The 21,077-nt window shown below is 71.0% G+C and carries 19 protein-coding genes; 5 read left to right on the top strand and 14 right to left on the bottom strand.

Going from position 1 to position 21,077, the window contains the following annotated elements; translation table 11 throughout:
- Positions 1-84 precede the first annotated feature (84 nt).
- Entirely contained in the window at positions 85-447 is a 363-nt protein-coding gene (locus CHC05_RS29950; protein ID WP_245871283.1) for a YybH family protein, read from the top strand.
- Here CHC05_RS29950 and CHC05_RS29945 read toward each other — a convergent pair.
- Together CHC05_RS29945 and CHC05_RS29940 are read right to left on the bottom strand one after the other, a co-directional pair.
- Complete coding sequence (locus CHC05_RS29945; RefSeq protein ID WP_089253947.1) at positions 440-1,450, bottom strand: TerC family protein; 1,011 nt, start codon at positions 1,448-1,450, stop codon at positions 440-442. The genes CHC05_RS29950 and CHC05_RS29945 overlap by 8 nt on opposite strands.
- 51 nt (positions 1,451-1,501) lie before the next feature.
- The gene (locus CHC05_RS29940) at positions 1,502-2,791 is read right to left on the bottom strand and encodes a hemolysin family protein (protein WP_179266438.1); all 1,290 of its coding nucleotides are present in this window, start codon (positions 2,789-2,791) and stop codon (positions 1,502-1,504) included.
- A gap of 92 nt (positions 2,792-2,883) precedes the next feature.
- Between CHC05_RS29940 and CHC05_RS29935 the strand changes: the two genes are divergently transcribed.
- Positions 2,884-3,597, top strand: coding sequence for a hypothetical protein (locus CHC05_RS29935; protein WP_089253945.1), 714 nt, complete (start codon positions 2,884-2,886; stop codon positions 3,595-3,597).
- Here the strand turns inward: CHC05_RS29935 and CHC05_RS29930 are convergent.
- Both CHC05_RS29930 and CHC05_RS29925 read right to left on the bottom strand, forming a co-directional pair.
- Entirely contained in the window at positions 3,577-4,644 is a 1,068-nt protein-coding gene (locus CHC05_RS29930; protein ID WP_089253944.1) for a hypothetical protein, read from the bottom strand. The genes CHC05_RS29935 and CHC05_RS29930 overlap by 21 nt on opposite strands.
- A gap of 3 nt (positions 4,645-4,647) precedes the next feature.
- Positions 4,648-4,947 (bottom strand): hypothetical protein, encoded by a 300-nt coding sequence (locus tag CHC05_RS29925; protein WP_089253943.1) that lies wholly within the window; start codon positions 4,945-4,947, stop codon positions 4,648-4,650.
- A 58-nt stretch (positions 4,948-5,005) separates the two neighbouring features.
- Between CHC05_RS29925 and CHC05_RS29920 the strand changes: the two genes are divergently transcribed.
- Entirely contained in the window at positions 5,006-5,251 is a 246-nt protein-coding gene (locus CHC05_RS29920) for an NUDIX domain-containing protein (RefSeq protein WP_218824712.1), read from the top strand.
- 11 nt (positions 5,252-5,262) lie between these two features.
- On the opposite strand, the gene CHC05_RS29915 is transcribed toward CHC05_RS29920, so the two are convergent.
- From CHC05_RS29915 to CHC05_RS29875, 9 genes are all read right to left on the bottom strand, one after another.
- Positions 5,263-8,127: a LuxR C-terminal-related transcriptional regulator gene (locus CHC05_RS29915; protein WP_245871282.1), complete on the bottom strand. Its 2,865-nt coding sequence runs from the start codon at positions 8,125-8,127 to the stop codon at positions 5,263-5,265.
- On the bottom strand, positions 8,124-8,705 hold the full coding sequence (locus CHC05_RS29910) for an RNA polymerase sigma factor (RefSeq protein WP_179266437.1): 582 nt from the start codon (positions 8,703-8,705) through the stop codon (positions 8,124-8,126). The genes CHC05_RS29915 and CHC05_RS29910 overlap by 4 nt, the downstream gene beginning before the upstream one ends.
- Entirely contained in the window at positions 8,695-8,967 is a 273-nt protein-coding gene (locus CHC05_RS29905; RefSeq protein WP_089253940.1) for a hypothetical protein, read from the bottom strand. Before CHC05_RS29905 ends, CHC05_RS29910 begins: the two co-directional genes overlap by 11 nt.
- A gap of 124 nt (positions 8,968-9,091) precedes the next feature.
- Entirely contained in the window at positions 9,092-9,796 is a 705-nt protein-coding gene (locus CHC05_RS29900; RefSeq protein WP_089253939.1) for a hypothetical protein, read from the bottom strand.
- Positions 9,793-10,668, bottom strand: coding sequence for a hypothetical protein (locus CHC05_RS29895; protein ID WP_144022832.1), 876 nt, complete (start codon positions 10,666-10,668; stop codon positions 9,793-9,795). The genes CHC05_RS29900 and CHC05_RS29895 overlap by 4 nt, the downstream gene beginning before the upstream one ends.
- Positions 10,669-10,754: 86 nt before the next feature.
- The gene (locus CHC05_RS29890; RefSeq protein ID WP_179266436.1) at positions 10,755-13,238 is read right to left on the bottom strand and encodes an ATP-binding protein; all 2,484 of its coding nucleotides are present in this window, start codon (positions 13,236-13,238) and stop codon (positions 10,755-10,757) included.
- A gap of 55 nt (positions 13,239-13,293) precedes the next feature.
- The gene (locus tag CHC05_RS29885; RefSeq protein ID WP_089253936.1) at positions 13,294-13,869 is read right to left on the bottom strand and encodes a hypothetical protein; all 576 of its coding nucleotides are present in this window, start codon (positions 13,867-13,869) and stop codon (positions 13,294-13,296) included.
- Positions 13,869-15,524, bottom strand: a complete 1,656-nt coding sequence (locus CHC05_RS29880; protein WP_179266435.1) for a serine/threonine-protein kinase — start codon at positions 15,522-15,524, stop codon at positions 13,869-13,871. The genes CHC05_RS29885 and CHC05_RS29880 overlap by 1 nt, the downstream gene beginning before the upstream one ends.
- A gap of 102 nt (positions 15,525-15,626) precedes the next feature.
- The gene (locus CHC05_RS29875) at positions 15,627-16,949 is read right to left on the bottom strand and encodes a glycosyltransferase family 4 protein (RefSeq protein ID WP_089253934.1); all 1,323 of its coding nucleotides are present in this window, start codon (positions 16,947-16,949) and stop codon (positions 15,627-15,629) included.
- Positions 16,950-17,190: 241 nt separating this feature from the next.
- Here CHC05_RS29875 and CHC05_RS29870 point away from each other — a divergent pair, with 241 nt between their 5' ends.
- Both CHC05_RS29870 and CHC05_RS29865 read left to right on the top strand, forming a co-directional pair.
- The gene (locus CHC05_RS29870) at positions 17,191-19,842 is read left to right on the top strand and encodes an MGH1-like glycoside hydrolase domain-containing protein (RefSeq protein WP_089253933.1); all 2,652 of its coding nucleotides are present in this window, start codon (positions 17,191-17,193) and stop codon (positions 19,840-19,842) included.
- A 16-nt stretch (positions 19,843-19,858) separates the two neighbouring features.
- Positions 19,859-20,842 carry an MBL fold metallo-hydrolase gene (locus CHC05_RS29865; protein ID WP_089253932.1) on the top strand — a complete coding sequence of 328 codons (984 nt, stop codon included), beginning with the start codon at positions 19,859-19,861 and terminating at the stop codon, positions 20,840-20,842.
- Here the strand turns inward: CHC05_RS29865 and CHC05_RS29860 are convergent.
- Positions 20,839-21,057 (bottom strand): hypothetical protein, encoded by a 219-nt coding sequence (locus CHC05_RS29860; RefSeq protein WP_089253931.1) that lies wholly within the window; start codon positions 21,055-21,057, stop codon positions 20,839-20,841. The genes CHC05_RS29865 and CHC05_RS29860 overlap by 4 nt on opposite strands.
- Positions 21,058-21,077 lie beyond the last annotated feature (20 nt).

Genomic DNA, 21,077 nt, shown 5'->3' with positions numbered 1-21,077 from the left:
GCTAGCGCGCTGGGAGGCTGTGCCTAACAGCAGTGAGCCAGGCGGTCGTGCCGGGTGCGGGTCGGCTGGGTCAAGATGTGGGGCATGACGACCGAGACCGAGATCCTGCGTAGCGTCCTCGACCAGTGGAAGTCGGCCGTGGACGCGCACGAGCCCGAGCGCGTCGGCGCCTTGTTCACCGAGGACGCGATCTTCCAGGGTCTGCACCCGTACAGCGTCGGCCCGGCCGGCGTCGCCACGTACTACGCGGCCCAGCCGCTCGGGATGTCACCCGCGTACGAGATCCGGGAGACCCGCCGCCTCGCCGACGACACCGTGCTGGGCTACCTGAGCGTCGACTTCTCGTTCGTCGACCGGCCGACCCTGAACCTCTCCCTCTGCGTCATCGTGCGCCGGACCGCCGACGACTGGCGGATCGCGCACTACCAGGTGTCGAAGCTCAGCTAGCGTCCGGCTTCTCCGGCCCCTCGCGGCGCGCCCGGACCGAGCCCGCGTGCGCCTTCTTGCTCGGGTCGCGGCGCACCGCGATCAGGCTCGCCACCGTCGTGACGATCAGGACCGCCGCGATGACGACCAGCGAGAGGTTGGTCGAGATCTCCCAGACGCTCTCGGAGATGTCGACGTGCGCCCAGTGCAGGGCCAGCTTCACGCCGATGAAGGCGAGGATGATGGCGAGGCCGGTCGACAGGTAGACGAGCCGGTCCAGCAGGCCCTTCACGAGGAAGAACAGGGCGCGCAGGCCGAGCAGGGCGAAGGCGTTGGCGGTGAAGACGATGTACGTCTCCTCGGTCACGCCGAACACCGCCGGGATCGAGTCGAGGGCGAACAGCAGGTCGGTGCTGCCGATCGCGATGAGCACGACGAACAGCGGGGTGGCCACGCGCCGGCCGTCGTCCTTGGTGAACAGCTTGCCGCCGCGGTACTCGTCGGTCACCGGGACCAGCCGGCGGGTCGCCCGGATCAATGCGTTGTCGCCGACGTCCGGATCCTCGTCGCGATGCCGGTAGAGCTGGACCGCCGTGTAGATCAGCAGCAGCCCGAACACCAGGAACATGAACGAGAACAGGTTCAGCAGGGTCGCGCCGAGGACGATGAAGACCACGCGGAAGGCGAGCGCGAGCACGATGCCGAAGGTCAGCACGCGTTGCTGGTGTGCGGCCGGCACCGCGAACGTCGACATGATGATCACGAAGACGAACAGGTTGTCGACCGAGAGGCTCTTCTCGACCAGGTAGCCGGCGAAGTACTGGGTGCCGAGCTCCCACCCCGAGATCGACGCGAAGATCACACCGAACACGACCGCGACCGCGATGTAGAAGACCGACCAGGCGACGGCTTCCTTGAAGTGCACGGCGTGCGGCTTGAGCGTTCCGATGATCAGGTCAAGGGCGAGCAGCCCGAGGATGACCAGGATCGTGAGCGTCCACCCGAGGGCGGTGACGTGGAGCATTGACCGTCCTTCCGTAGCCGTGCAGCCGTGACCTGCCGTGACCAGCAGTGATCAGCGTTGAGCTTGCCCTACCGTGTCCACCCGCGCCCGGACGCGGACCCGGGTGATCGCCCTCCCGGTCACCTCGACGACCTCCGCGGTGTGCCCGGGTAGCTCCACCGTCTCGCCCGGTTCCTTCGGGATGTGGCCGAGCCGGGACAGCAGCAGCCCGGCGATCGTCGTGTAGTCGCGCGGCTCCTCGTCGCCCAGGTCGACACCGATGTCGGGCAGGTCGTGGATCGGGTACGTGCCGACCAGCAGCAGATCGCCCTCGGCGGTCCGGACGACGGCCTGCACGTCGCGGTCGGTCTCGTCGTAGATCTCGCCGACGATCTCCTCCACCAGGTCCTCCATGGTGACGATCCCGTCGACCGCGCCCCGCTCGTCGACCACGACGGCGAACTGCTGGCGCTGCTGGCGAAGCTGGCGGATCGCGTCGGTCACCTTGAGCGTCTCCGGCAGGAACACGGCCGGGTGTGCGCTGCCGGAGACGGCGCCCGCACTGTCGACCAGGTCGCGGATGTGCACCACGCCGAGCACGTCGTCGAGCCCGGTCGGCCCGACCACCGGCGCCCGCGACTGCCCGGCCTTGACGATGTCGCGCAGCGCCTGGCTCGCGGGCGTGTCGGCGGCCAGCGTGAACACCTGCCCGCGCGGGGTGAGCACCTCGCGCAGCACCCGGTCCGCGACCTCGAACGCGCCACTGATGATCATCCGCTGGTCGGCCGGGATCGTCTGCTGCGCGGCGACCATGTCACGCAGCTCCTCGGTGCTGACCTCCTCGCGCCCGGCCTCCGGGTCGCCGCCGGTCAGCCGGACCACCAGGTCGCTGGTCTTGCCGAGCAGCCATACCAGCGGTCGGGAGAACGTGGATAGCACGTCGAGCGGCCGGGCCACCATCAGCGCCCACCCCTCGGCCCGCTGCATGGCGATCCGCTTGGGCGCGAGCTCGCCGAACACGAGGGTGAAGAACGTCAGCACGATGGTCACGAGCACGATCGCCACGGGCTCGGCCGCATCGTCGAGGAAGCCGAGCGGCTCGATGAGCGGCTGCGCCAGCGAGACGGCCGCGGCCGCCGAGGCCAGGAAGCCGGCCAACGTTATCCCGATCTGGATGGTCGCGAGGAACCGGTTGGGGTCGTCGGCCAGCCGGGCCAGCACCCGCCCACCGCGCGAGCTGCGTTCGAGCCGCCGGATCTGGCTCTCCCGCAACGACACGAGCGCCATCTCGCTGCCGGCGAAGACCGCGTTCACCAACACCAGCACGAGTACGAGCGCGACCTGCACCCCATAGCCCCCCACGGGCGTCCCCTCCGAAGATCGACGTGTAGACGAACAGAGTCCCATGCCCAGCTGAGAGAGCGACAAAACCGACGCGACGCTAGGCTCGCTGCGTGTTCACGCTCGTGGAGAAGCTGGCGGAGATTCTCGCGAACTACGGCCTGCGGTTCCTCGATCATCGGCGTACGGTGCGCGACTCCGACGTGGCACGCCGGCTGCTCGACATCGTGGTGTTGCTCCAGGACCTGTGCCTGCGCGGCGACCAGCTGTTGGCTCAGGCCCGGCGGTTTGCCGACGGCGTGGCCGACCAGGCCACGGAGACCGAGTTCGGGCGGCTGCTCGACGAACAGGTCATCACCATCGTCGACCTGCGCGACTCGATCGTGGCCGCACGCGCCCTGCTGACGAGCATCGACGCAGAGCTCTACCTGCGCCTGTCGCCGTTCCTGGACGGGAAGTCGGGCCTGCTGACGCGGTGGGCCCAGCAGCGGAAGCTGAGCACGTACTCGACCACGACGCTGTTCTTCCTGCCGACGGCGGCGATCGACCGCGTCGCCGCGGGTTCCGAGACCGAGACCGAGGCCGACCGGGCCGACTACGTGCGGGCCCTGGCGCTCACGTTGCGCGAGACCCGGTCGGTCGAGGTCCGCGACATCCGCGTGGTGGGCGCCGACGAGGCCGGGCGGCTGCGGCGCGACGTCGAGGACGCTGACGCCGAGCTGGCCCGGGCGCGCGAACTGTGCGCCCGGATGGCGTCGTCGGTGGAGCAGGCCGTCGGCGCCGAGGCGATGGCGGCGCTGCGCCGGTCACTCGTCCGCGATGCGTGAGCGTCGGTAGAGCTCCGGGTCGCGGGGATAACGACCCACCCGCGCCATGGCGTACGCCCCGATGCCGGTGGCGTGCAACGTGATGCGCCGCATTCCGAGCAGGACCGCGACCTGCTCGATGTTGAACATCAGGCGCTGGAAGACACCGCCGCCCGTACCCGCCGGAACCCTGACCTCGTCGATCGCCAGCTCGCCGTCGGAGTACGTGAAGCGGGCCTGCAGGAACGCGCGTCCGACCCGCAGGTCGATGCTTCCACCGCCCTCCGGGTAGAGGGACACGTCGGCGTTGGCGTCGACGAAGCCGCGGGTGAGGGTGGCATGGAAGGTGCCCGGTGCGACGGGCACCCACCGCCGCCAGGCGGAGACGAACTGCTCGTCGAGGCCGACCACGGTGAGGCCGGGTGCCAGGCGTTCGAAGTCGGCCACCACGACGGCGGCGGCGTCGGGTCGTTCGTCGCGCACCGCGGGCAGCGTCGACGGAAGCTCCGGCAACCGGGCCGCCTCGGCCGACAGATCGTCCCACCACGGATCCGTGCGCCAGGGCGGCAGCGGGGCCCAGTCCTCGACGGCCCGCCAACCCCGGTCCCACCAACCGACCGCCGCCACCGGCCGCAGGCCGAACCGGGCCGCGCCGACGATGACGCAGCGCAGGAGCAGGAAGGCCGCGCCGAGTGCGGCGTAGTCGACGCTGCCCGACCCCGTGCGGCTGCCGTGGGCCTCGGCGTCGCGGAGCATCTCGGTATCGGCGACGAGGTGCGGCATGTCGCCGACGACGTACCGCATGCGGGTGTCGAGCACCGCTTGCGGCTCTTCGGGTTGGAACACGACGTCGGTGCCGACGATGATGAGCGGGCGGTCGCCGACCGCGAACTCGAGCGCGGGCGCGCCGTCGGGCGCCCAGATGCGGCGGACCCCTCGCACGTCCGCGGCGTGGAGCTGGACGCTGTCGCCGAGGGCCGGCACGAGGATCGTGACCCGATCGCCCGAGACGCTGGCCCTGACCTCGGGCACGAACGCCAGCGCGGCGACGATCTCCTCGGCGTCCACGGCTCAGTCGGGGCAGATCGCCATGATCACGGCGGTGACCTCGTCCTCCGGCACCTCGAAGAGCACCGCCCCGGTCTCGGGATCGACCACCGCGCGATAGGCGATCGACTCGTTGCCCGCGACCGGCCCGTTGCCCAGGAACACGGTGCAATCCGGGGCCGGCTTGGGCGCGTGGGCGGCCGGAATCTCGCCGGGCAACACCACCAGCGCCGCCAACACCCCCAACGCGGCGACCGTCCGCCCGGGATGCCGGGCGGACCGCCGGCCGGTGACGTCCTCCCGATCCAGATCGATCAAGGTCATCCGGCCACTGTAGGCGGTTACCGTTGCCCCCATAGGCCCCGTCGTATCGGTCAAGGGCGTGATCCGGCTGCCGGCGGGCTTCCTGTTGCTGCGCAACGACCGCGGCGAGTGGGAGCTACCGGGCGGGCGGCCGGAAACAGGCGAAAGCCTGCGGGTGGCCCTGGTCCGCGAGATCCACGAGGAAACGGGCCTGTGGGCGACCGTCGGACCGCACGTCGACACCTGGCTCTACCGGACCGTCCGCCCACCCCGCCACCGTCGCCCCGCAGCGCTACCCGGCCGGCGCGACAACAATGTCGCTTAACCCCGGCCTCCTCAGACCCCGGAGGCGCCGGTCTTCGAAGGTCGGTCCGGTTCGCGTCTGGCAACGCCGATTTTGGCGTAGACCCGTTGCAGGTGGTTCTCGACCGTGCGGGTCGACAGGAACAGCTCGTCGGCGATCGTCCGGCTGGAGAGGCCGGACGCGGCCAGCCGGGCGATCTGCCGCTCCCGGTCATCGAGCGCCGGCCGGGACATGCCCAGGGCGGGCGTACGCAGCATGTCGCAATAGCTGAGCAAGTCGGCCGCCAACCGCTTGGCCGCACCAGCCTGCTGCGCGGTCCGCGTCTGCCGAAGGAGCTCCGCAGCACTCGTGGCCGCCTCGGCCGCGTACACCCAGAGCCCCTTCGCCTTGAACAAGTCGGCGGCGACGAGGAGGTCGGGCCCGGACCGGCCGGCGGCGGCCTTGGCGTGCAGCGACATGATCTCGGGCAAGTCGCCGTCGAGGGTCGCGGCCAACTCGCCGAGCCGCCCGGCAACACTCTGCTCGGGATCATGCTCTTCGGGCCAGCCGATCGGTTCGGAAGCGCGACCGAGCCGTACGAGATCGTGCAGCGCCGCCACCTCGTGACCCGCGAGGCCGTCGATCCGAAGCTGCCAGACCAGGGTGCGCAGCACCTGGGCGGCGCCCGGAAAGTCGTCGGCGGAGGAGAGCACGGCGGCCCGGGCCTGCTCGCGCCACGGGTAGAAGATCGCCATGTTCGACGCGCGCGCCGCGTCGGAATCGGCCATCGCGGCCTGGGCCTCGTCGACCTCGCCGCGCATGGCATGGGCATGCGCCCGCTCGGCGTGCGCCAGCCCGGCGTAGATCCGGCTGGTCGCCAGGAAAGCGCAGGCCTGCACGCTGGTGCGTAGGGCCTCGCCGGTCTGACCGCGCAACCTGGCTGCTTGGGCGCGCAGGATCGACAGGAACCCGGAGCCGAGCCGGAAATCGCCGGTGTCGGCCAGGTCGGCCAGCTCGTCGAGGACGACCGCGTCGATACCGGCCAGGTCGCCGGCGATCGCCAGCCGGGTGCCCTGGGCCAGCTCCAGTGCGAACTGGATGTAGGGCATGTCGGTACGCCACAGCTGCGCGTCGGCGAGGACTGCGGTCGCCGTACGCTCGCTGGCCCGCAGCTCCCCTTTGACTGCCTGGAGATGGGCGAACGCACACAGGGCGAGAGCCCGCGCCGCGACCGGGCTGGCCGGACGGTCGAGGACCGCGCGGGCCAGGCGTAGCGCCTCCGCTGTCTCCAGGTTGTGCAAGCGCATGACGGCCTCGGCGGAACGAACCCTGGACTCGTCGGCGGGGTCGTCGAGCGCTTTGGTCTCTATGGTCAGGTCGTCGGGCGTCGACTCGCTGCCAAGACCCCAGTAGTTGACCAGGCCGCGAACGACCAGCCAACGGGCCCGGAAAGATCGTCTGGAGAGCTCCTCGACAGAGTCGAGCACCGCGAGCGCTTCGTGTTGCTGGTCGCCGAACATCAACATCGTGGCCAGCAGCTCGGCCGCGCCGAACCCGCCGCCCGCGTCGAACGCGGCCCTGGCCAGCCGGGTGGCCAGCGGCAGGTCGAAGCCAGCGAACGCCTGCGCCCCGGCCATCAGCAGCTGCATCGGGTCCTGCGCGGTGCCGGACTCGAGCCGCCAGACCGCGACCCGCAACAGGTCGTCGCGGCGCCGGGCGCCGACCGCCTCGACCAGGTCGGCGAGCTGCGCCTCGAGCCGGCGCTGGCGCGTTACAGGGCACCGTCGGCGCACCACCTCGCCGTAGAGCGGATGAGTGAGCCGGACATTGGCACGTCGGTCGCTCTGCACCACCCGGATGAGGCCGCGTTCCTCGGCCAACTCCACATCGGCCGCGTTCGTCGCGCTCACGAGTAGGTCGACTCCGATGGGCTCGCCCAGCGCGGCCAGCTCGACGACCGTGCGCAGGCCTGGTGTGAGCTGGCCGATCCGCATGTCGATCAGGTCGGTCAGGCTGGGCGCCAGCTCGACGCGGCCCGTCCACCGGTGGACACCGAAGGACTCCACGAAATCGCCGGCCTCCTTGGCCGCAAGCACGACCTCGCGGAGCAGCAACGGGTTGCCCTCAGACAGACGCCACAACCGCTCGGCGCTGGTGGACTCGACGTCACCTCCCAGGAGCTGTCCCAACATCCGACGCACGTCGTCGACCGACAGCGCCTCCAGCTCCGACAGGTCGACCAGGTCGTCCATCCACAGTGCGCGAATCGGAGCCGGCACCTCCTCCCCGCTGCGCACCGTTCCCACGACGGTCGCGCCCTCGTCCCGGGCCATGAGGTAGACCAGCGCGGCCGACGATGGGTCCAGCAGGTGGGCATCATCGATGGCGAGCACGATCGGCCGACCGGCGGCCTGCTGGTTGAGCGCTTCGACCGCCCAGCGCAGCAGGCCGGCGGCCGTCAATCCGGGCGGCTGCTCGCTCGGCAACACCTGTGCGAGGCCGCCCAGCGGCAGAGAAGCAGTCGCGATGTTGGCCGACGCCGTCCAGATCGCCAGCCGGTCGGTGGAGAGGGCGGCGACACTCTCCCGGAGCAGGCGTGACTTGCCGATACCCGCCTTGCCGCTGAAGATGAGCCCGATCCCCGTTCCGTTGGCGGCGGCCGACAGCAGGCGGTTGAACTCCCTGGCGCGGCCGATAAACCGCCACGGGGGGATCGGGGAAAGCAGCGCGCTGTCGAAGCCGCCGGCGGCCGCGTTCGATTTCGACGTGGACTGGTCCCGGACCCATTGGCCGAAGCGCGCGAGTCCCGCTTCGACATCGTACGGCGGCTCCGACTCCGCCAGCCGGAGCCGGAGCAACCCGTACAGGTCGGCAAGCTCGACCGCGCCTGAACTGTCCGTCGAATCCTCGTGGGTCATCCCGCCGCCCCGCCCTCGAGATCGTCGCCGTCCAACGTTCCGAAGACCGTCTTTCCATTGCCGACCTCGTCGTTCAGCCGCTGCATGCCGCGGCGGTAATGGTCACGCACCGTCGTCGCTTTGATGCCGAGGCAGTCCGCGATCTCCGCGGTCTTCCACTCGTGGGCCCGCAGCCAGAACACGTGCTGTTGCGTAGGCGGCATTCCCTCGATCACCCGCCAGCAGCGGTCGAGCATCTCGCCGGCGAGGATCCGTCGGGCCTCGGCGGGGACCGATCGTTCCTCGTACAGCAATGTGAACTGGTCGGGTTCGATCAGGAACTCCCTGCGACGCCAACGGAACCGGTCGACGATCTTGTGCCGCAACGTGCCGAACAACCAGGCTCGCTGCTGATCGGCGGACAGGCCACCGACCCGATCCCACGCACACCACATGGCTTGGAAGGCGTCCTGCACCAGATCTTCGGCCGCGGCCCGGTCGCCTCCGGAACCCAACAGCGCCTCCCGCAAGAGCTTCGGAGAAGTACTCCGGAACAGGTCCTCGACCTGCCGCAGCGCGGCGCCCCGTTCATAGGTCACGAGGTGCCGACCGCGGACCCTCGACGATCGGCGGGCAGGCGTCGCCAACCCAGACCTGGATCGCCGGACCGGCCACGCTCTTCTCCTGCAGGATCACGCTGCCTCCGGGCGCCTTCGTCAGTAAGCGATCAAGCGTCACGCGGCGCTGCCACTCGGCCAGCAGCCGATACACCAGTCCGACAACAGCGAGCAGCACGAAGAAAGCCGCTGTGCAACCCGCGGGCTGCACCAGCGCCGGCAGCACCCCGTCCGCGTCATCCATGCATTCTCATCGGATCACCGGCCGAGAGCGTCGACTCGGCGCACCCTAACGAGGGACACGGCCTTCGACCGACAAGCCTCCTGGAGGGCGGTCTCGCGGAGGCGTCGCCGCGCGTCTTGTCGCGTCAGACGACGAGCATGGCCTTGATGGTGTCGTCGACCTTGTTGTCGTCCAAGCGGCGTGGGACCAGGCGGCCGTGGTCCGTCGCGTCTCGGCCGAACGCGTACAGGTCGCCGTTTCGGCGTGCGAGCACCAGGTCGTCCGTGTCGCCGGCCGTTTCCGCCGAACCCTCCGACGTGTAGTGCACGACCGTGACCAGGGCCGACCGCTCGCTCGCCGACACCACCTCGGCCGCTTCGCCGCCCTTCTCGTAGTCACCCCGGGGCAGCCATTCGACCAGCTGGTCCAGCGCGTCGTCCGCGGGGAACAGGCCCAGGTCGTGGACACCCAGAGCGTCGATCCGGACCAGCAGCGACACAGGCTCCGGCTGCGGGAGCAGCAGCATGCGCCACGGCTCACCCGGGGACGTGCCCGAGACGCGGGCGTCCAGGACCGTGCGGGCCCGTTGTTGGAAGGCCACCGCGATCCCGAGATCACCTCGGACCTGTAGCTGTTCGTCTCCGTCGCTCGCGACCAGGAGCTCGCGGGCCGCCAGCGAGCGGACCGCCTCCGCCAGCACCTCGTCGGACGGGCGGGCCTCCAGGAAGTCGACGACCGCGTCGACCGCGGTCAGCTCCGCCGACGTGTACGCACCCAACAGGACCGGGCCGGTGTCGACCAGGTCGACCACGGACGAGACCAGGTCACCAGGTACTTGTGCGGTCGTCACGACAACCCCATCTCCGCGAGCAGCGACTCGGGGCCGCGGCGATCGCTGTCTCGGCCGCGGATCGCGGCCGCTGTTCCGGACGTGGTCTCCGAGACCCACACGTTGGAGTTTCCGAACAGGCCCCGGCCGGCGCCGTTGGACATCGAGCGGCCGAGCTCGTCCACCGGATCGTCGCGCTCCGGTGGCGGGAACATGACCGCCAGGTCGACCGACGCCGACGTGACGTCGTCGCCTTCCTCCAGTCGTTTCAATGCGCTGCTCAGCGACGTCGCCACCGCGGGTGGGACGCTCTGCGGCATCGCCACGTCCGGGGACAGGTACATGGGACGGCGCTCGGTCTTGCGGGACAGTCCCCACGGCCCGACGTTCGAGCGCGTGATCTTGTACGTGAAGTAGTCCATCAGGTGGCGCAGGTCGTCCAGGCTCGGCAGCTTCTTCTTGCCGAACGCGGCCGGTGTCTTCTCGAGCTGGACCCAGGTGCCCTGTGCCGTGCGGCCGTGCAGCTTCTCGCGTACCACCGAGCCGCGCATGCCGATGTCCGGCCACTTCTTCTTGTCGATCTGCTTGTGGTGGCTGGAGATCCGCTCGCGGGCGCCCTTGGAGTGCCGCCAGTCCTCGTACAGCTGCGGGTTGTCGACCAGCACGTGGCCGCCGCAGAGGACGTCGTGGAGTTGCGGCACCTGCATGCCGTGCTTCTCGAGATCGACCAGGACGGTGGCCTCTTCGGGGCTGAGCCGCCGGGCCGCTGCCGCGAGACCGCGCCGATACTCGTTGGTTCGGGACGTCAGTTCGATCAGCAGGCGTACGCGGGTGCGCACCTGTTCGGTCTCGGCACCGCTCAGGGTGCCACCCGTGCTTTCCACAGTGGACATGACGCGTCCTCCCCCCGGGGCGCCCGTCTTCCCTGACCGTAACCCGGGACCAGGACCACCGACCCAGGCTTGGCCTTTCGTCCGGTTTATGCCGAATCCAGCCCCAACGCGAAGCGCACTGCCGAGCCCAGGTCGTCCGTGCTCCCGCGGGCCCAGGCCGCCGTGAACGACGCCTCGCCGAGCTCGGTGCGCATCGCCGGCATGCCACCGTTCGCACTGGGCCACTCCGGCGCGAACGACCGGAGCCAGACCGCGGTCGACGCGCTGCGCAGCGTCCGTGCCGCCGCCGTCAGGCGGACCGCCCGGGCCGGGTGCCCCTGCCGGACGCAGATGTCGGCCATCGCGTCCAGCCAGAACGCCATGCTCCCGCGGTCGCCCGCCTCCGCGGAATGGGTGATGCCCTCCCGCAGGTACGCCTCGGCACCGTCGACGTCGCCGGTGGTGATCGCCGTGACCGCGAGGCTGTAGAGGTCGACGACGGCGCCGAGCCGGTCGTGCGACCGTTCCGCGATCTCCAGCCCCTGTTCGAAGATCCGCGCGGCGACGTCGGTGTCGCCCTCGCTGAGCGAGATGTTGCCCATCCGGCTGTAGTACAGCGAGTTCACCCACTCCTTGCCGAACCGCTCGCCCAGCAGCCGGGTCTCCTCCAGCAGCTCGCGCGCGCGGGCGTTGTGGCCGTGGCGCATGGCGATCGAGCCGAGCAGGCCGCTGACCGCCGGCACGTCGGCGTGGTCGCCGAGCGCCAACAGCAGCGCCCGTGCCCTGGTCAGGTCGGCCTCGCTGCGCTCCAGGTCGCCGCCGACGAACGCCATCGCGCCGGTGCCCACGAGCAGTCGGGCGGTCTCGTGCTCGGAGAGGTCGCGCGCCTCGTCGACCACCTGGTCGAGATAACGAACGCCCTCCTCGACGTGCCCGTGCAGCCACCAGAAGACCCAGAGCATCCAGGAGAGCTGGATCGCCCGGCCGTACTCCCGGCTGTCGATCAGCCAGTTCATCGACGCGTTGACGTTGTCGTGCTCGGTCTCGAGGCGCTGCAGGGCCGAGTTCTCCGAGCCCAGCAACGGCTCCAGCCGCTCGGCGAGGGCCACGAAGTAGGCCGCGACCTTGGCGTGCGCGTCGTGCCACTCACCCGTGTCCCGCAGCTGCTCCAGGGCGTACTCGCGGATGCTGTCAAACATCCGGAACCGGGGCTCACCTTCTCCCGCCTCCTGTTTGACCAAACTGGACTCGACCAGCACGTCGAGCAGCTCGATCTCCTCCGGCCCGCAGATCGCCTCGACGGCGGCCAGGTCGAACCCGCCCGCGAACACGCCGAGGATGCAGAAGAGCCGTTGCTGGTCCGGCGTCAGCAGGTCGTGGCTCCACGCGATGGTGTTGCGCAGCGTGCGTTGCCGGACCGGCAGGTCGCGGGCGCCGCCGCTGAGCGTGCCGACACCCTTGCGCAGCCGCCCGAGCAGCGCCGGCGGGGGCAGCACCCGGACCTTCGCCGCCGCGAGCTCGATGGCCAACGGCAGCCCGTCCAGCCGCCGGCAGATCTCGATCACCGCCTGCGTGTTCTCGGGTGTCAGCGTGAAGTCGCGCTTCGCCGCGCGGGCCCGGTCGACGAACAGCCGGACGGCGCCCGTACGCGCGTCGCTGTAGTCGCTGTTCGGGTCCGGCAGTGGCAACGGCGGCACCTCGACGGTGTACTCGCCGGTCAGCCGCAGCGCGGCCCGGCTGGTCGCCAGCGCGGTGACCCCGGGCGCGGCGGAGAGCAGCCGGCTGATCACCGGAGCGGCCTCGGCCACCTGCTCGAAGTTGTCGATCACCAGCAGCAGGGTGCGGCTCCGCAGGTACGCCTCGACGTCCTCGATCGGCGGGCGGCCGGCCGTGGTGTGCAGACCCAGGGCCTGGGCCAGGGCCGCGCCGACCAGGTCCGGTGTGGTCACCGTGGACAGCTCGACGAACCGGACCCCGTCCGGGTACGCGCCGGCGAGCATCCCGGCCAGCTCCGTGGCGAGCCGGGTCTTGCCCACCCCGCCCGGCCCGGTCAGCGTCACCAACCGCACGTCCGGGTCGGTGAGCAGCTTGCGCAACTGGGCGATCTCCGCGTCCCGGCCGAGGATCGGGCTGGCCGGGGCCGGCACGGTCGCCACCTGCTGGGCCGGCTCGGGCTCCGGCGCCGCGAAACGCTCGCTGAGCAGCAGCGCGATGTCGTCGCGGATCATGTGGCGCAGTTCGCCGGCCGTGCCGAAGACCCGGTAGGACACCCGCTGGTCCAGCTTGATCCGCTCCAGCAGCAGCGCCAGCCGGGGGTCGCGGTCCGGTGCGGGCTGCTTGACGTAGACCAGCTTGGGGAGGTCGGCGGCGAGCTCGAACTCGTCCGCGACGCCTGGCGGCTCGCCGAAGCCCTGCCAGTAGATGCCGACGAACAGGTGGCTCTCGCGCAGGTAGGCGCGGTTGATGTCGCGGCGCGGGTGCGGTCGGGCGGCGCTCTCCGCCATCACGGGGATCAGCCGCAACCCCAGCACCGCGTCGCGCACGGCCTGGCGCTCGGGGGCGAGCTCGTCGATCGCGGAGCTGACGAACACCCGAAGCCGGTCATCGGGCGTTCTGATGGGATTTGCCCCCGTCACCCTGCCAAATCTAGTCCGTCCGGAGGTACGCGCGGCCCCGAGGCGACAAGCGGTAGCCGACGAGCAGGCTCTCGGTCAGGCCGAGCGCCTTGAGCTTGCGCACGTCGATCTTGAACGACGGGGTGTCGCGCCCGACCGACGCGGCGAGGTCGGGCGCCCGTACCCCCGGCTGGTCCCGGATCAGGCCCAGGGTCGTCGCCGTCCACGGGCCGCGCGGGCTGGCCTGGTCGAGCCGGGCCAGCCGGGCGTCGATGGTGGCCCGCGCGGTGGCGTCGAGGTCGGCGTCGGCGGCCAGCACGCTGCGCGGGTCGGGCGTGTCGAGGCGGCGGAAGCGCAGCAGGTAGAGCCGGCCCTCGCCGGCGGGCACGTCGGCCAGCAGCGCCGCGATCGTCGGGAAGCCGGCGGCGCGGGCGTCGGCGGCGCGCAGCCGGGACGGGCTCACCGGCTCGACCGCGACCATCTCCACCATGCCCTGGCCGGTGCGGTAGTGGCCGCCGACGACCACCTGCGGCCGGCGCCAGCGCCGCAGGGCGGCGGTGATCGTCCCGTCCGCGATGCCGTCGCGGAGCCGCTGTTCGAAGCGCATCAGACCGGCGGCCGGAAGCCGACCCGGATGACCCGCACCACGGCGGGGTCCCAGTCGAGCACGGGACAGGCCCAGGTGATCACGTACGCCCGCGACCCGACGTTGTGGAGGAACCGGATCACCCGCTGCGTCGTGCCGGCGCCGTCCAGGAAGTCGAACTGCCACTCGGCGCCGCCGTCGAACAGGTCGGAACCGTCGATGGTCGCCTCGGCGTAGCCGACCAGCCGACCCGACCGCTGCTCGAGCTGTGCCTGCCGCTGCCAGTAGCCGACCGGGTCGGCCTGCGGTGCCGGCAGTTCCTCGACGCTCATCAGGCGTTCCATGTCCGGGTCGTAGAGGCAGGTGGTGCCCGCGGCCTCGGTGTAGGCGCGCCAGCCGATCGGCGCCGGGAACCGGTAGCCGAACGGCGACGAGTACCAGGTAAGGCCCGACGTGAGCCCGTACTTCTCGTCGGCCGGCAGCGGCGTCTCGCGGACCGTGTCGGTGACCGCGTCCGCCGGGGCCTGGCAGGGCAGGAGGCCGCCACCGGCACCGGCCGCGCGCGTCGTGGACGACGGCCCGGTCGAGCGGACGGCCGTCGGGTCGCCGCCAGGTCGGTTGAGCGCCCAGGCGGTGCCGGCCAGCAGCAGGGCCGCCAGAACGCCGGCGCCGGCCACGGCCACGCGGCGGCGACCGGAGCCGCCGAGTCGCTCGGTCGGGCCCCGGCCGAACCACGTGGTCGCCCGCGGCCGCCCGTCGGGGTCGAGTGCGACGGTGGGCGCCGAGGACGGGTCGACCTGTTGCGTGGTCGCGCTCTCGGGCCGGCGCGGGCGGGGCAGCCGGCGCGGCCGCGGTTTGACGGTGGGGTCGAGGACCCGGCGCAGCAGGCGGTCGACGTCGTCGGCGGTCAGCCGCTGCCGAGGGTCCTTGCGCAGCAGGCCGGTCAGCACCGGGCGCAGCGGCCCGGCCAGCTTGGCCGGATCCGGCGGGCTGGTGGCCAGTGCGGTCAGGGTGGCCAGCGTCGTGCGCCGGAAGAACGGCGACCGACCCTCGACGGCCGCGTAGAGCGTCGCGCCGAGCGACCACATGTCGGCCTCGGGGGTCGAGGTGCCGTCGCTGGCCCGCTCGGGTGCCACATATTGCGGCGAGCCCATCACCATGCCCTGGCGGGTGACCGAGCTGTCGCCGTCGAACGTGGCGAGCCCGAAGTCCGTCAGCACCACCCGGCCGTCGTCCTCGCTGATCAGCACGTTGTGCGGCTTGACGTCGCGGTGCAGCACGCCGCGGGAGTGCGCGGCGCAGAGCGCGTCGAGGATCTTGAGGCCGATCGCGGCGGCCCGTTCCGGCGCGAGCGGCCCCTCGCTCTCGATCACCTCGTGCAGCGAGCGGGAGCGCACGTATTCCATGACGATCCACGGGCTGCCCTGCGCGTAGACCACGTCGTAGATCTGGACGACGTTGGGATGGCTGAGCCGGGCGGCGGTGCGCGCCTCACGCAGCGTGCGCTGGCCGAGCTCCGCCCGCTCGGCCGCGCTCATCCACTCGGGCGGCTGGACCTCCTTGACCGCGACGTCGCGGTGCAGCATCTCGTCGCGGGCCAGCCAGACACGACCCATCCCCCCGCTGCCCACGGATTCGAGCAGCCGGTAACGCTCGGCGATCAGTGTCCGCTGCAACCGTCCGATCCCTGTTGGTCCGCGCATCCACCATAGTGACCGGAGCCGAGTTGATGAAGCCCCGATCGATGGAGTGATTGTCCCGCGGATGGGACCGTAGCGCTACGCGAGGAGGTTACCCGCGGGTACGACCAGCTTCGGCTGCCCGTACGCGAGCCGGGCCGCCGCCTCCCGGGTGAGGAACTCCTGCGACTCGCGCATCGCGGCACCGTACGCGTCGGCGGTGCGCTCGGCGATCGTCGACCAGCCGTAGCGCTTGGCCACCATGGTCCGGGCCTTCTTGGCCACCTTGCGGGCGAACCGCGAGTCGCCGAGCAGCGAGTCGACGGCGCCGGCGAGCGCGTCCGGGTCGCTGTGCGGGAAGGTCACGCCGGTGACGCCCGACTCGACGATCTCGGCCAGGCCGCCGGTGGCCGCGACGGCCAGCGGGGCGCCCGCGGCGGCCGCCTCCAGCGCGACCATGCCGAACGGCTCGTAGAGGCTCGGCACCACGGTCGTGTCGGTCGCGGCGAGCAGCGCCGGCAGGGTGGCCTCGCTCTGGAAGCCGACGAAGCTGACCTTGTCCGGGATGCCCAGCCGGTGCGTCTCGGACTCGAGCTCACCGCGGAACGGGCCGTCGCCGGCGATGACCACGCGCAGCCCCGGGTGGTCGGCGGCCAGCTTCGGCACCGCCCGGATAATGTGCTGCACGCCCTTCTCGTAGACGAGACGGCCGGCGAACCCGACCAGCGGGCCGTCACCGGCGAACTGCTTGCGGGCGGTCGCGACCGCGCGCGGCCCGGCCCGCCAGACCCGGTCGTTGACCCCGTTGGGAATCACCTCGACGCGGTCGGGCGGCAGTTCGAGGAGGCGGGAGACCTCCCATTTCATGTACGACGAGCAGACGAGGATCTTGCACGCCTCGCGGGCCAGCCACCACTCGACGCTGTGGATGCAGCGGTTCATCTCGTCCGGCAGCCAGCCCTGGTGCCGGCCGGCCTCGGTGGCGTGGATGGTGGCGACCAGCGGCAGGTCGAGGTGCTCCTTGAGGGTCACGGCGGTGTGCGTGACCAGCCAGTCGTGGGCGTGGATGACGTCGTACTCGCCGCTCTCGGCCGCGCGCAGGGCCGCCCGGGTCAGCGTGTGGTTGAACGCCATCGTCCAGGCCAGCAGCGACGGTGTGGCCAGCGGGAAGTTCGGCGGGTCCTCGGGCGCACGGACGATCCGTACCCCCTCCTGGTATTCCTCCAGGGGCGCGCCGGCCGCGTGCCGGGTAACCACCGTGACCTCGTGGCCGGCCCGGGCGAGCGAGGTGGCCAGGGAGTGCACGTGCCGACCGAGACCACCCACCACCACCGGCGGGTACTCCCACGACAGCATCAGGACACGCCTGATGCCCGAACCGGTGATCGGCTCGTCGTCGAGAACGTCGGCGGTGCGTTTCATGGCCCGGCCCCCTCGCGTAAACCCTGGACATACGGCGATAGGCACCCGAGCGGGTGCCGGCGTGCCAACTGGGTCTTTTGGGAGCCTAGGGCAATCAGCGGCAAAGACCCCTCAATGCCGCGAAATATGTCGTTTACCGGCGCGCCATGCGGCAGGATGCGGTCCGCCACCAATGACCACAAAGGAAACACGCCCGCCGCAGAATGGCCGATGAACAACGACGCAAGGGAAGATCGTTGACATGGAGGTGACCCCCGAGGTGCTGGCCGAACAGGCGCGGCTCGCGGAGGCCGACAGCGGGGTGCGGCCGTGGCGCTCGTGGGGGCCGTACCTGTCCGAGCGGGCCTGGGGCACGGTCCGCGAGGACTACAGCGAGCACGGCACCGCCTGGGACTACTTCCCGCACGACCACGCCCGGTCCCGCACCTACCGGTGGAACGAGGACGGGATGGGCGGGATCTGCGACGACCGGCAGACGTTCTGCTTCGCGCTCGGCCTGTGGAACGGCGTCGACCCGATCCTCAAGGAACGGATGTTCGGCCTGGGCGGCGACGGCGGCAACCACGGCGAGGACGTGAAGGAATACTGGTGGTACGAGGAGTCGACTCCCACCCATTCGCTCCTGCGCTGGCGCTACCACTACCCACAGGCGGCGTTTCCCTATGACCGGCTGGTCGCGGTCAACGCGTTGCGGCGCCGCGACGAGCCTGAATACGAGTTGGTGGACACCGGGGTGTTCGCCGACGACCGGTTCTGGGCGGTGACGGTCGAGTACGCCAAGGCCTCCCCGACCGACATGTGCGTGCGCGTGACCGTGGCCAACCGGGGTCCCGAGGCGGCGACGCTGCACGTGCTGCCCACGCTGTGGTTCCGGAACACGTGGTCGTGGGGGCTGCCCGGTCGTTCGGACGTGCCGGTGCTGGCCGCCGACGGCACCAACCGTCTGGTGGGCAAGCACTGGGTCATGGGCGAGCTCGTGCTCGAAGGCGACGGGGAGCCCGAGCCGCTGCTGTGCGACAACGAGTCCAACGCGCAGCGGCTCTGGGGTCTGGCCGGCGGCACCGCGTACCCGAAGGACGGCATCAACGACCACGTGACCCAGGGCGCGGCGACGGTCAACCCGGCGGGGACGGGCACGAAGGGCTCGCTGCACTACGTGCTCGACGTGCCGGCGCGCTCGTCGGCCACGATCAAGCTGCGGCTGAGCTCGACCGCGGTGCCCGGCGCTCCGGCCGCCGCGCCCTCATTGGACCTCGGCGCCGACCACGACGCGGTGTTCGCCGCGCGGCGGGCCGAGGCCGACGAGTTCTACGCCGCGCTGACCCCTGCCGGTGCCTCCGCTGACGAGGGGGCCGTGCTGCGGGCCGCGATCGCCGGTCTGCTGTGGGGCAAGCAGTTCTACCACTTCGACGTGCGGCAGTGGCTCGACGGCGACCCCGGGTCGCCGGCACCGCCGACCGGGCGCCGGCACGGGCGCAACAGCGCGTGGCGCCACATGACCAACTTCGACGTCATCTCCATGCCGGACCCGTGGGAGTACCCGTGGTTCGCGGCCTGGGACCTCGCGTTCCACTGCGTCACCCTGGCCCGCGTCGACCCCGCGTTCGCCAAGCAGCAGCTGCTCCTGCTGCTCCGCGAGTGGTACATGCACCCCAACGGCCAGATCCCCGCGTACGAGTGGGCGTTCGGCGACGTGAACCCGCCGGTGCACGCCTGGGCCGCGCTCCGGGTGTTCGAGATCGACGGCGGGCGCGACGTCGACTTCCTCGCGCGGGCGATGCACAAGCTGCTGCTCAACTTCACCTGGTGGGTCAACCGCAAGGACGTCACCGGCAACAACGTGTTCGAGGGCGGCTTTCTCGGGCTAGATAACGTCGGCCCGTTCGACCGCTCGGCCGCGCTGCCGGTCGCCGGCGTGCTCGAGCAGTCCGACGGCACCGGCTGGATGGCCATGTACGCGCTGAACCTGCTCGACATGGCGCTGACGCTGGCGGTGAAGGAGCCGGCGTACGAGGACATCGCCACGAAGTTCTTCGAGCACTTCGCCTACATCGCATCGGCGGCGTACGAGCAGGGGCTGTGGGATCCCGACGACGCGTTCTTCTACGACGTGCTCCGGCTGCCGGACGGCTCCCGGGTGCCGCTGAAGGTGCGCTCGGTGGTCGGGCTGCTGCCGCTGGCGGCGACCGCGTCGATGTCGGCCATGATGATCAACCGGCTGCCCGAGCTCACCCTGCGGCTGCGCTGGTTCCTGCACAACCGGCCGGAGTACGGCCTGGTCGTCGGCACCCGCCGCCGGTCCGGTGACGGCCGGCAGCAGCGGCTGCTGGCGATGGTCGCGCCGGACCAGCTCGTGCGGATGCTGGCCCGGATGTTCGACGAGTCCGAGTTCCTGTCGCCGTACGGCCTGCGCACGTTATCCCGGCAGCACCTGGACAAGCCGTTCACGGTCTCGCTGGGCGGGCAGGAGTTCACGGTCGGCTACGAGCCCGCCGAGTCGACCAGCGGGCTGTTCGGCGGCAACTCCAACTGGCGCGGCCCGATCTGGCTGCCGACGAACTTCCTGCTGATCGGGGCGCTGCGCGAGTTCGGGTCCTTCTTCGGCTCCGATCTGCTGGTCGAGTACCCCACCGGGTCCGGGTCGAAGCTGCCGCTGCACGAGATCGCCGACGACCTGTCGCGGAGGGTGATCGGCCTGTTCACCCGGGACCGCAACGGGCGACGGGCGATCTACGGCGCGTGCGAGCTGTTCCAGACTCACCCCGACTGGCGGGACCTGATCTCGTTCCCGGAGTACTTCCACGGCGACAACGGGGCCGGCCTCGGCGCCTGGCACCAGACCGGCTGGACGGCGCTGGTAGCTGACCTGATCCTGACCGTGCGACGGCCGTAACGGGCATTATGAGGAGATGGAGGCTTCCGTCGCGTTGCGTCCGGTCGACGGCGTGCACGTCACGACGTTGATCGACAACTACACCGACGTGCTCCTACCCGACGAGGGCCCGATCAAGCGGTGGGGCGCGATCGGCACCGGTGGCCGCGCGGCGCCGGTGCCCGACTCGATCTCGGTCAGCGGGCAGACGGGCGACGGCCTGCGCGCCGAGCACGGCTTCTCGGCGCTCGTGGAGCTCCGGGTCGCCGGGGGCGTGCGGCGGATCCTGTTCGACGCCGGCGTCACCCCGGACGGCCTGATCGGCAACCTCGACCGTCTCCAGCTTCGGCCCGACTCGTTCGAGGCGATCGTGTTCAGCCACGGGCACTTCGACCACGTGATGGGGCTCGACGGCCTGGTGCGCCGGCTCGGCACGTCGAACATGCCCGTCTACCTGCACCCCGACTTCTGGCGGCAGCGGCGGCTCGTGTCCGGGCCCGACCGCGCGTTCGAGCTGCCTGTGCCGTCCCGCTCGGCGATCGAGGGAGTGGGCTTTTCGATCATCGAGGGCCGGCAGCCGTCGTACCTGTTGGACGGGATGTTGCTGGTCACCGGTGAGGTCGACCGGACCGTGCCGTTCGAGCAGGGCCTGCCCAACCACGAGGCGTACGTGTCGGGCGCGTGGCAGCCGGACCCGCTGATCCACGACGACCAGGCGCTCGTGCTGCACGTCGCGGGAAAGGGCCTGGTCATCCTGACCGGCTGCGGGCACGCCGGGGTGGTCAACATCGTCCGGTACGCGCGCCGGCTGACGGGCGTCGACCAGGTCTACGCGGTGCTGGGCGGCTTCCACCTCCGCGCGGGCCCGGTGGTCGCCGAGACGGTGGCCGCCCTGGCCGACCTGTCGCCCGGGCTGCTGGTGCCGTCGCACTGCACGTCGTGGACCGCGCAGCAGGCCCTGGCGGCGGCGATGCCGTCCGCGACCAGGCCGAACACCGTCGGCACGCGGTTCGAGCTCTAGTTCTTGCTCTGCTCGTCCTCGTCGCTGTCCGAGCCGTGGTCGCCTTCGATGGCGCTGACGATGGCGCCGGTGATGTCGCCCGCCGGGACCGCGATCTCCTCGCCCTCCGAGACGTCGTCCTCGGAGAGGTTGGGCTCGGGCCCGGTCGCGGCGCCGGCGAAACCGAACTCGTTCGGCTCGTTGGGCTCTTCGTCTCGTTCTTCGGGTTCACCCATGCCTCCTCCCTACCCCGGGT

The organism is Asanoa hainanensis (genome assembly GCF_900188485.1).
In the GTDB taxonomy this organism is placed as follows: Bacteria; Actinomycetota; Actinomycetes; order Mycobacteriales; family Micromonosporaceae; genus Asanoa; species Asanoa hainanensis.
The sequence above is the reverse complement of the archived record's forward strand: the minus strand, read 5'-3'. Positions and strand labels throughout refer to the sequence as shown.

What these genes read in the sequence shown, in the direction of transcription:
- CHC05_RS29950 (WP_245871283.1), top strand. Translation starts at nt 85, where the DNA reads ATGACGACCGAGACCGAGATCCTGCGTAGCGTCCTCGACCAGTGGAAG.
- CHC05_RS29945 (WP_089253947.1), bottom strand. Translation starts at nt 1,450, where the DNA reads ATGCTCCACGTCACCGCCCTCGGGTGGACGCTCACGATCCTGGTCATC.
- CHC05_RS29925 (WP_089253943.1), bottom strand. Translation starts at nt 4,947, where the DNA reads ATGACCTTGATCGATCTGGATCGGGAGGACGTCACCGGCCGGCGGTCC.
- CHC05_RS29915 (WP_245871282.1), bottom strand. Translation starts at nt 8,127, where the DNA reads ATGACCCACGAGGATTCGACGGACAGTTCAGGCGCGGTCGAGCTTGCC.
- CHC05_RS29905 (WP_089253940.1), bottom strand. Translation starts at nt 8,967, where the DNA reads ATGGATGACGCGGACGGGGTGCTGCCGGCGCTGGTGCAGCCCGCGGGT.
- CHC05_RS29895 (WP_144022832.1), bottom strand. Translation starts at nt 10,668, where the DNA reads ATGTCCACTGTGGAAAGCACGGGTGGCACCCTGAGCGGTGCCGAGACC.
- CHC05_RS29885 (WP_089253936.1), bottom strand. Translation starts at nt 13,869, where the DNA reads ATGCGCTTCGAACAGCGGCTCCGCGACGGCATCGCGGACGGGACGATC.
- CHC05_RS29875 (WP_089253934.1), bottom strand. Translation starts at nt 16,949, where the DNA reads ATGAAACGCACCGCCGACGTTCTCGACGACGAGCCGATCACCGGTTCG.
- CHC05_RS29870 (WP_089253933.1), top strand. Translation starts at nt 17,191, where the DNA reads ATGGAGGTGACCCCCGAGGTGCTGGCCGAACAGGCGCGGCTCGCGGAG.
- CHC05_RS29865 (WP_089253932.1), top strand. Translation starts at nt 19,859, where the DNA reads ATGGAGGCTTCCGTCGCGTTGCGTCCGGTCGACGGCGTGCACGTCACG.
- CHC05_RS29860 (WP_089253931.1), bottom strand. Translation starts at nt 21,057, where the DNA reads ATGGGTGAACCCGAAGAACGAGACGAAGAGCCCAACGAGCCGAACGAG.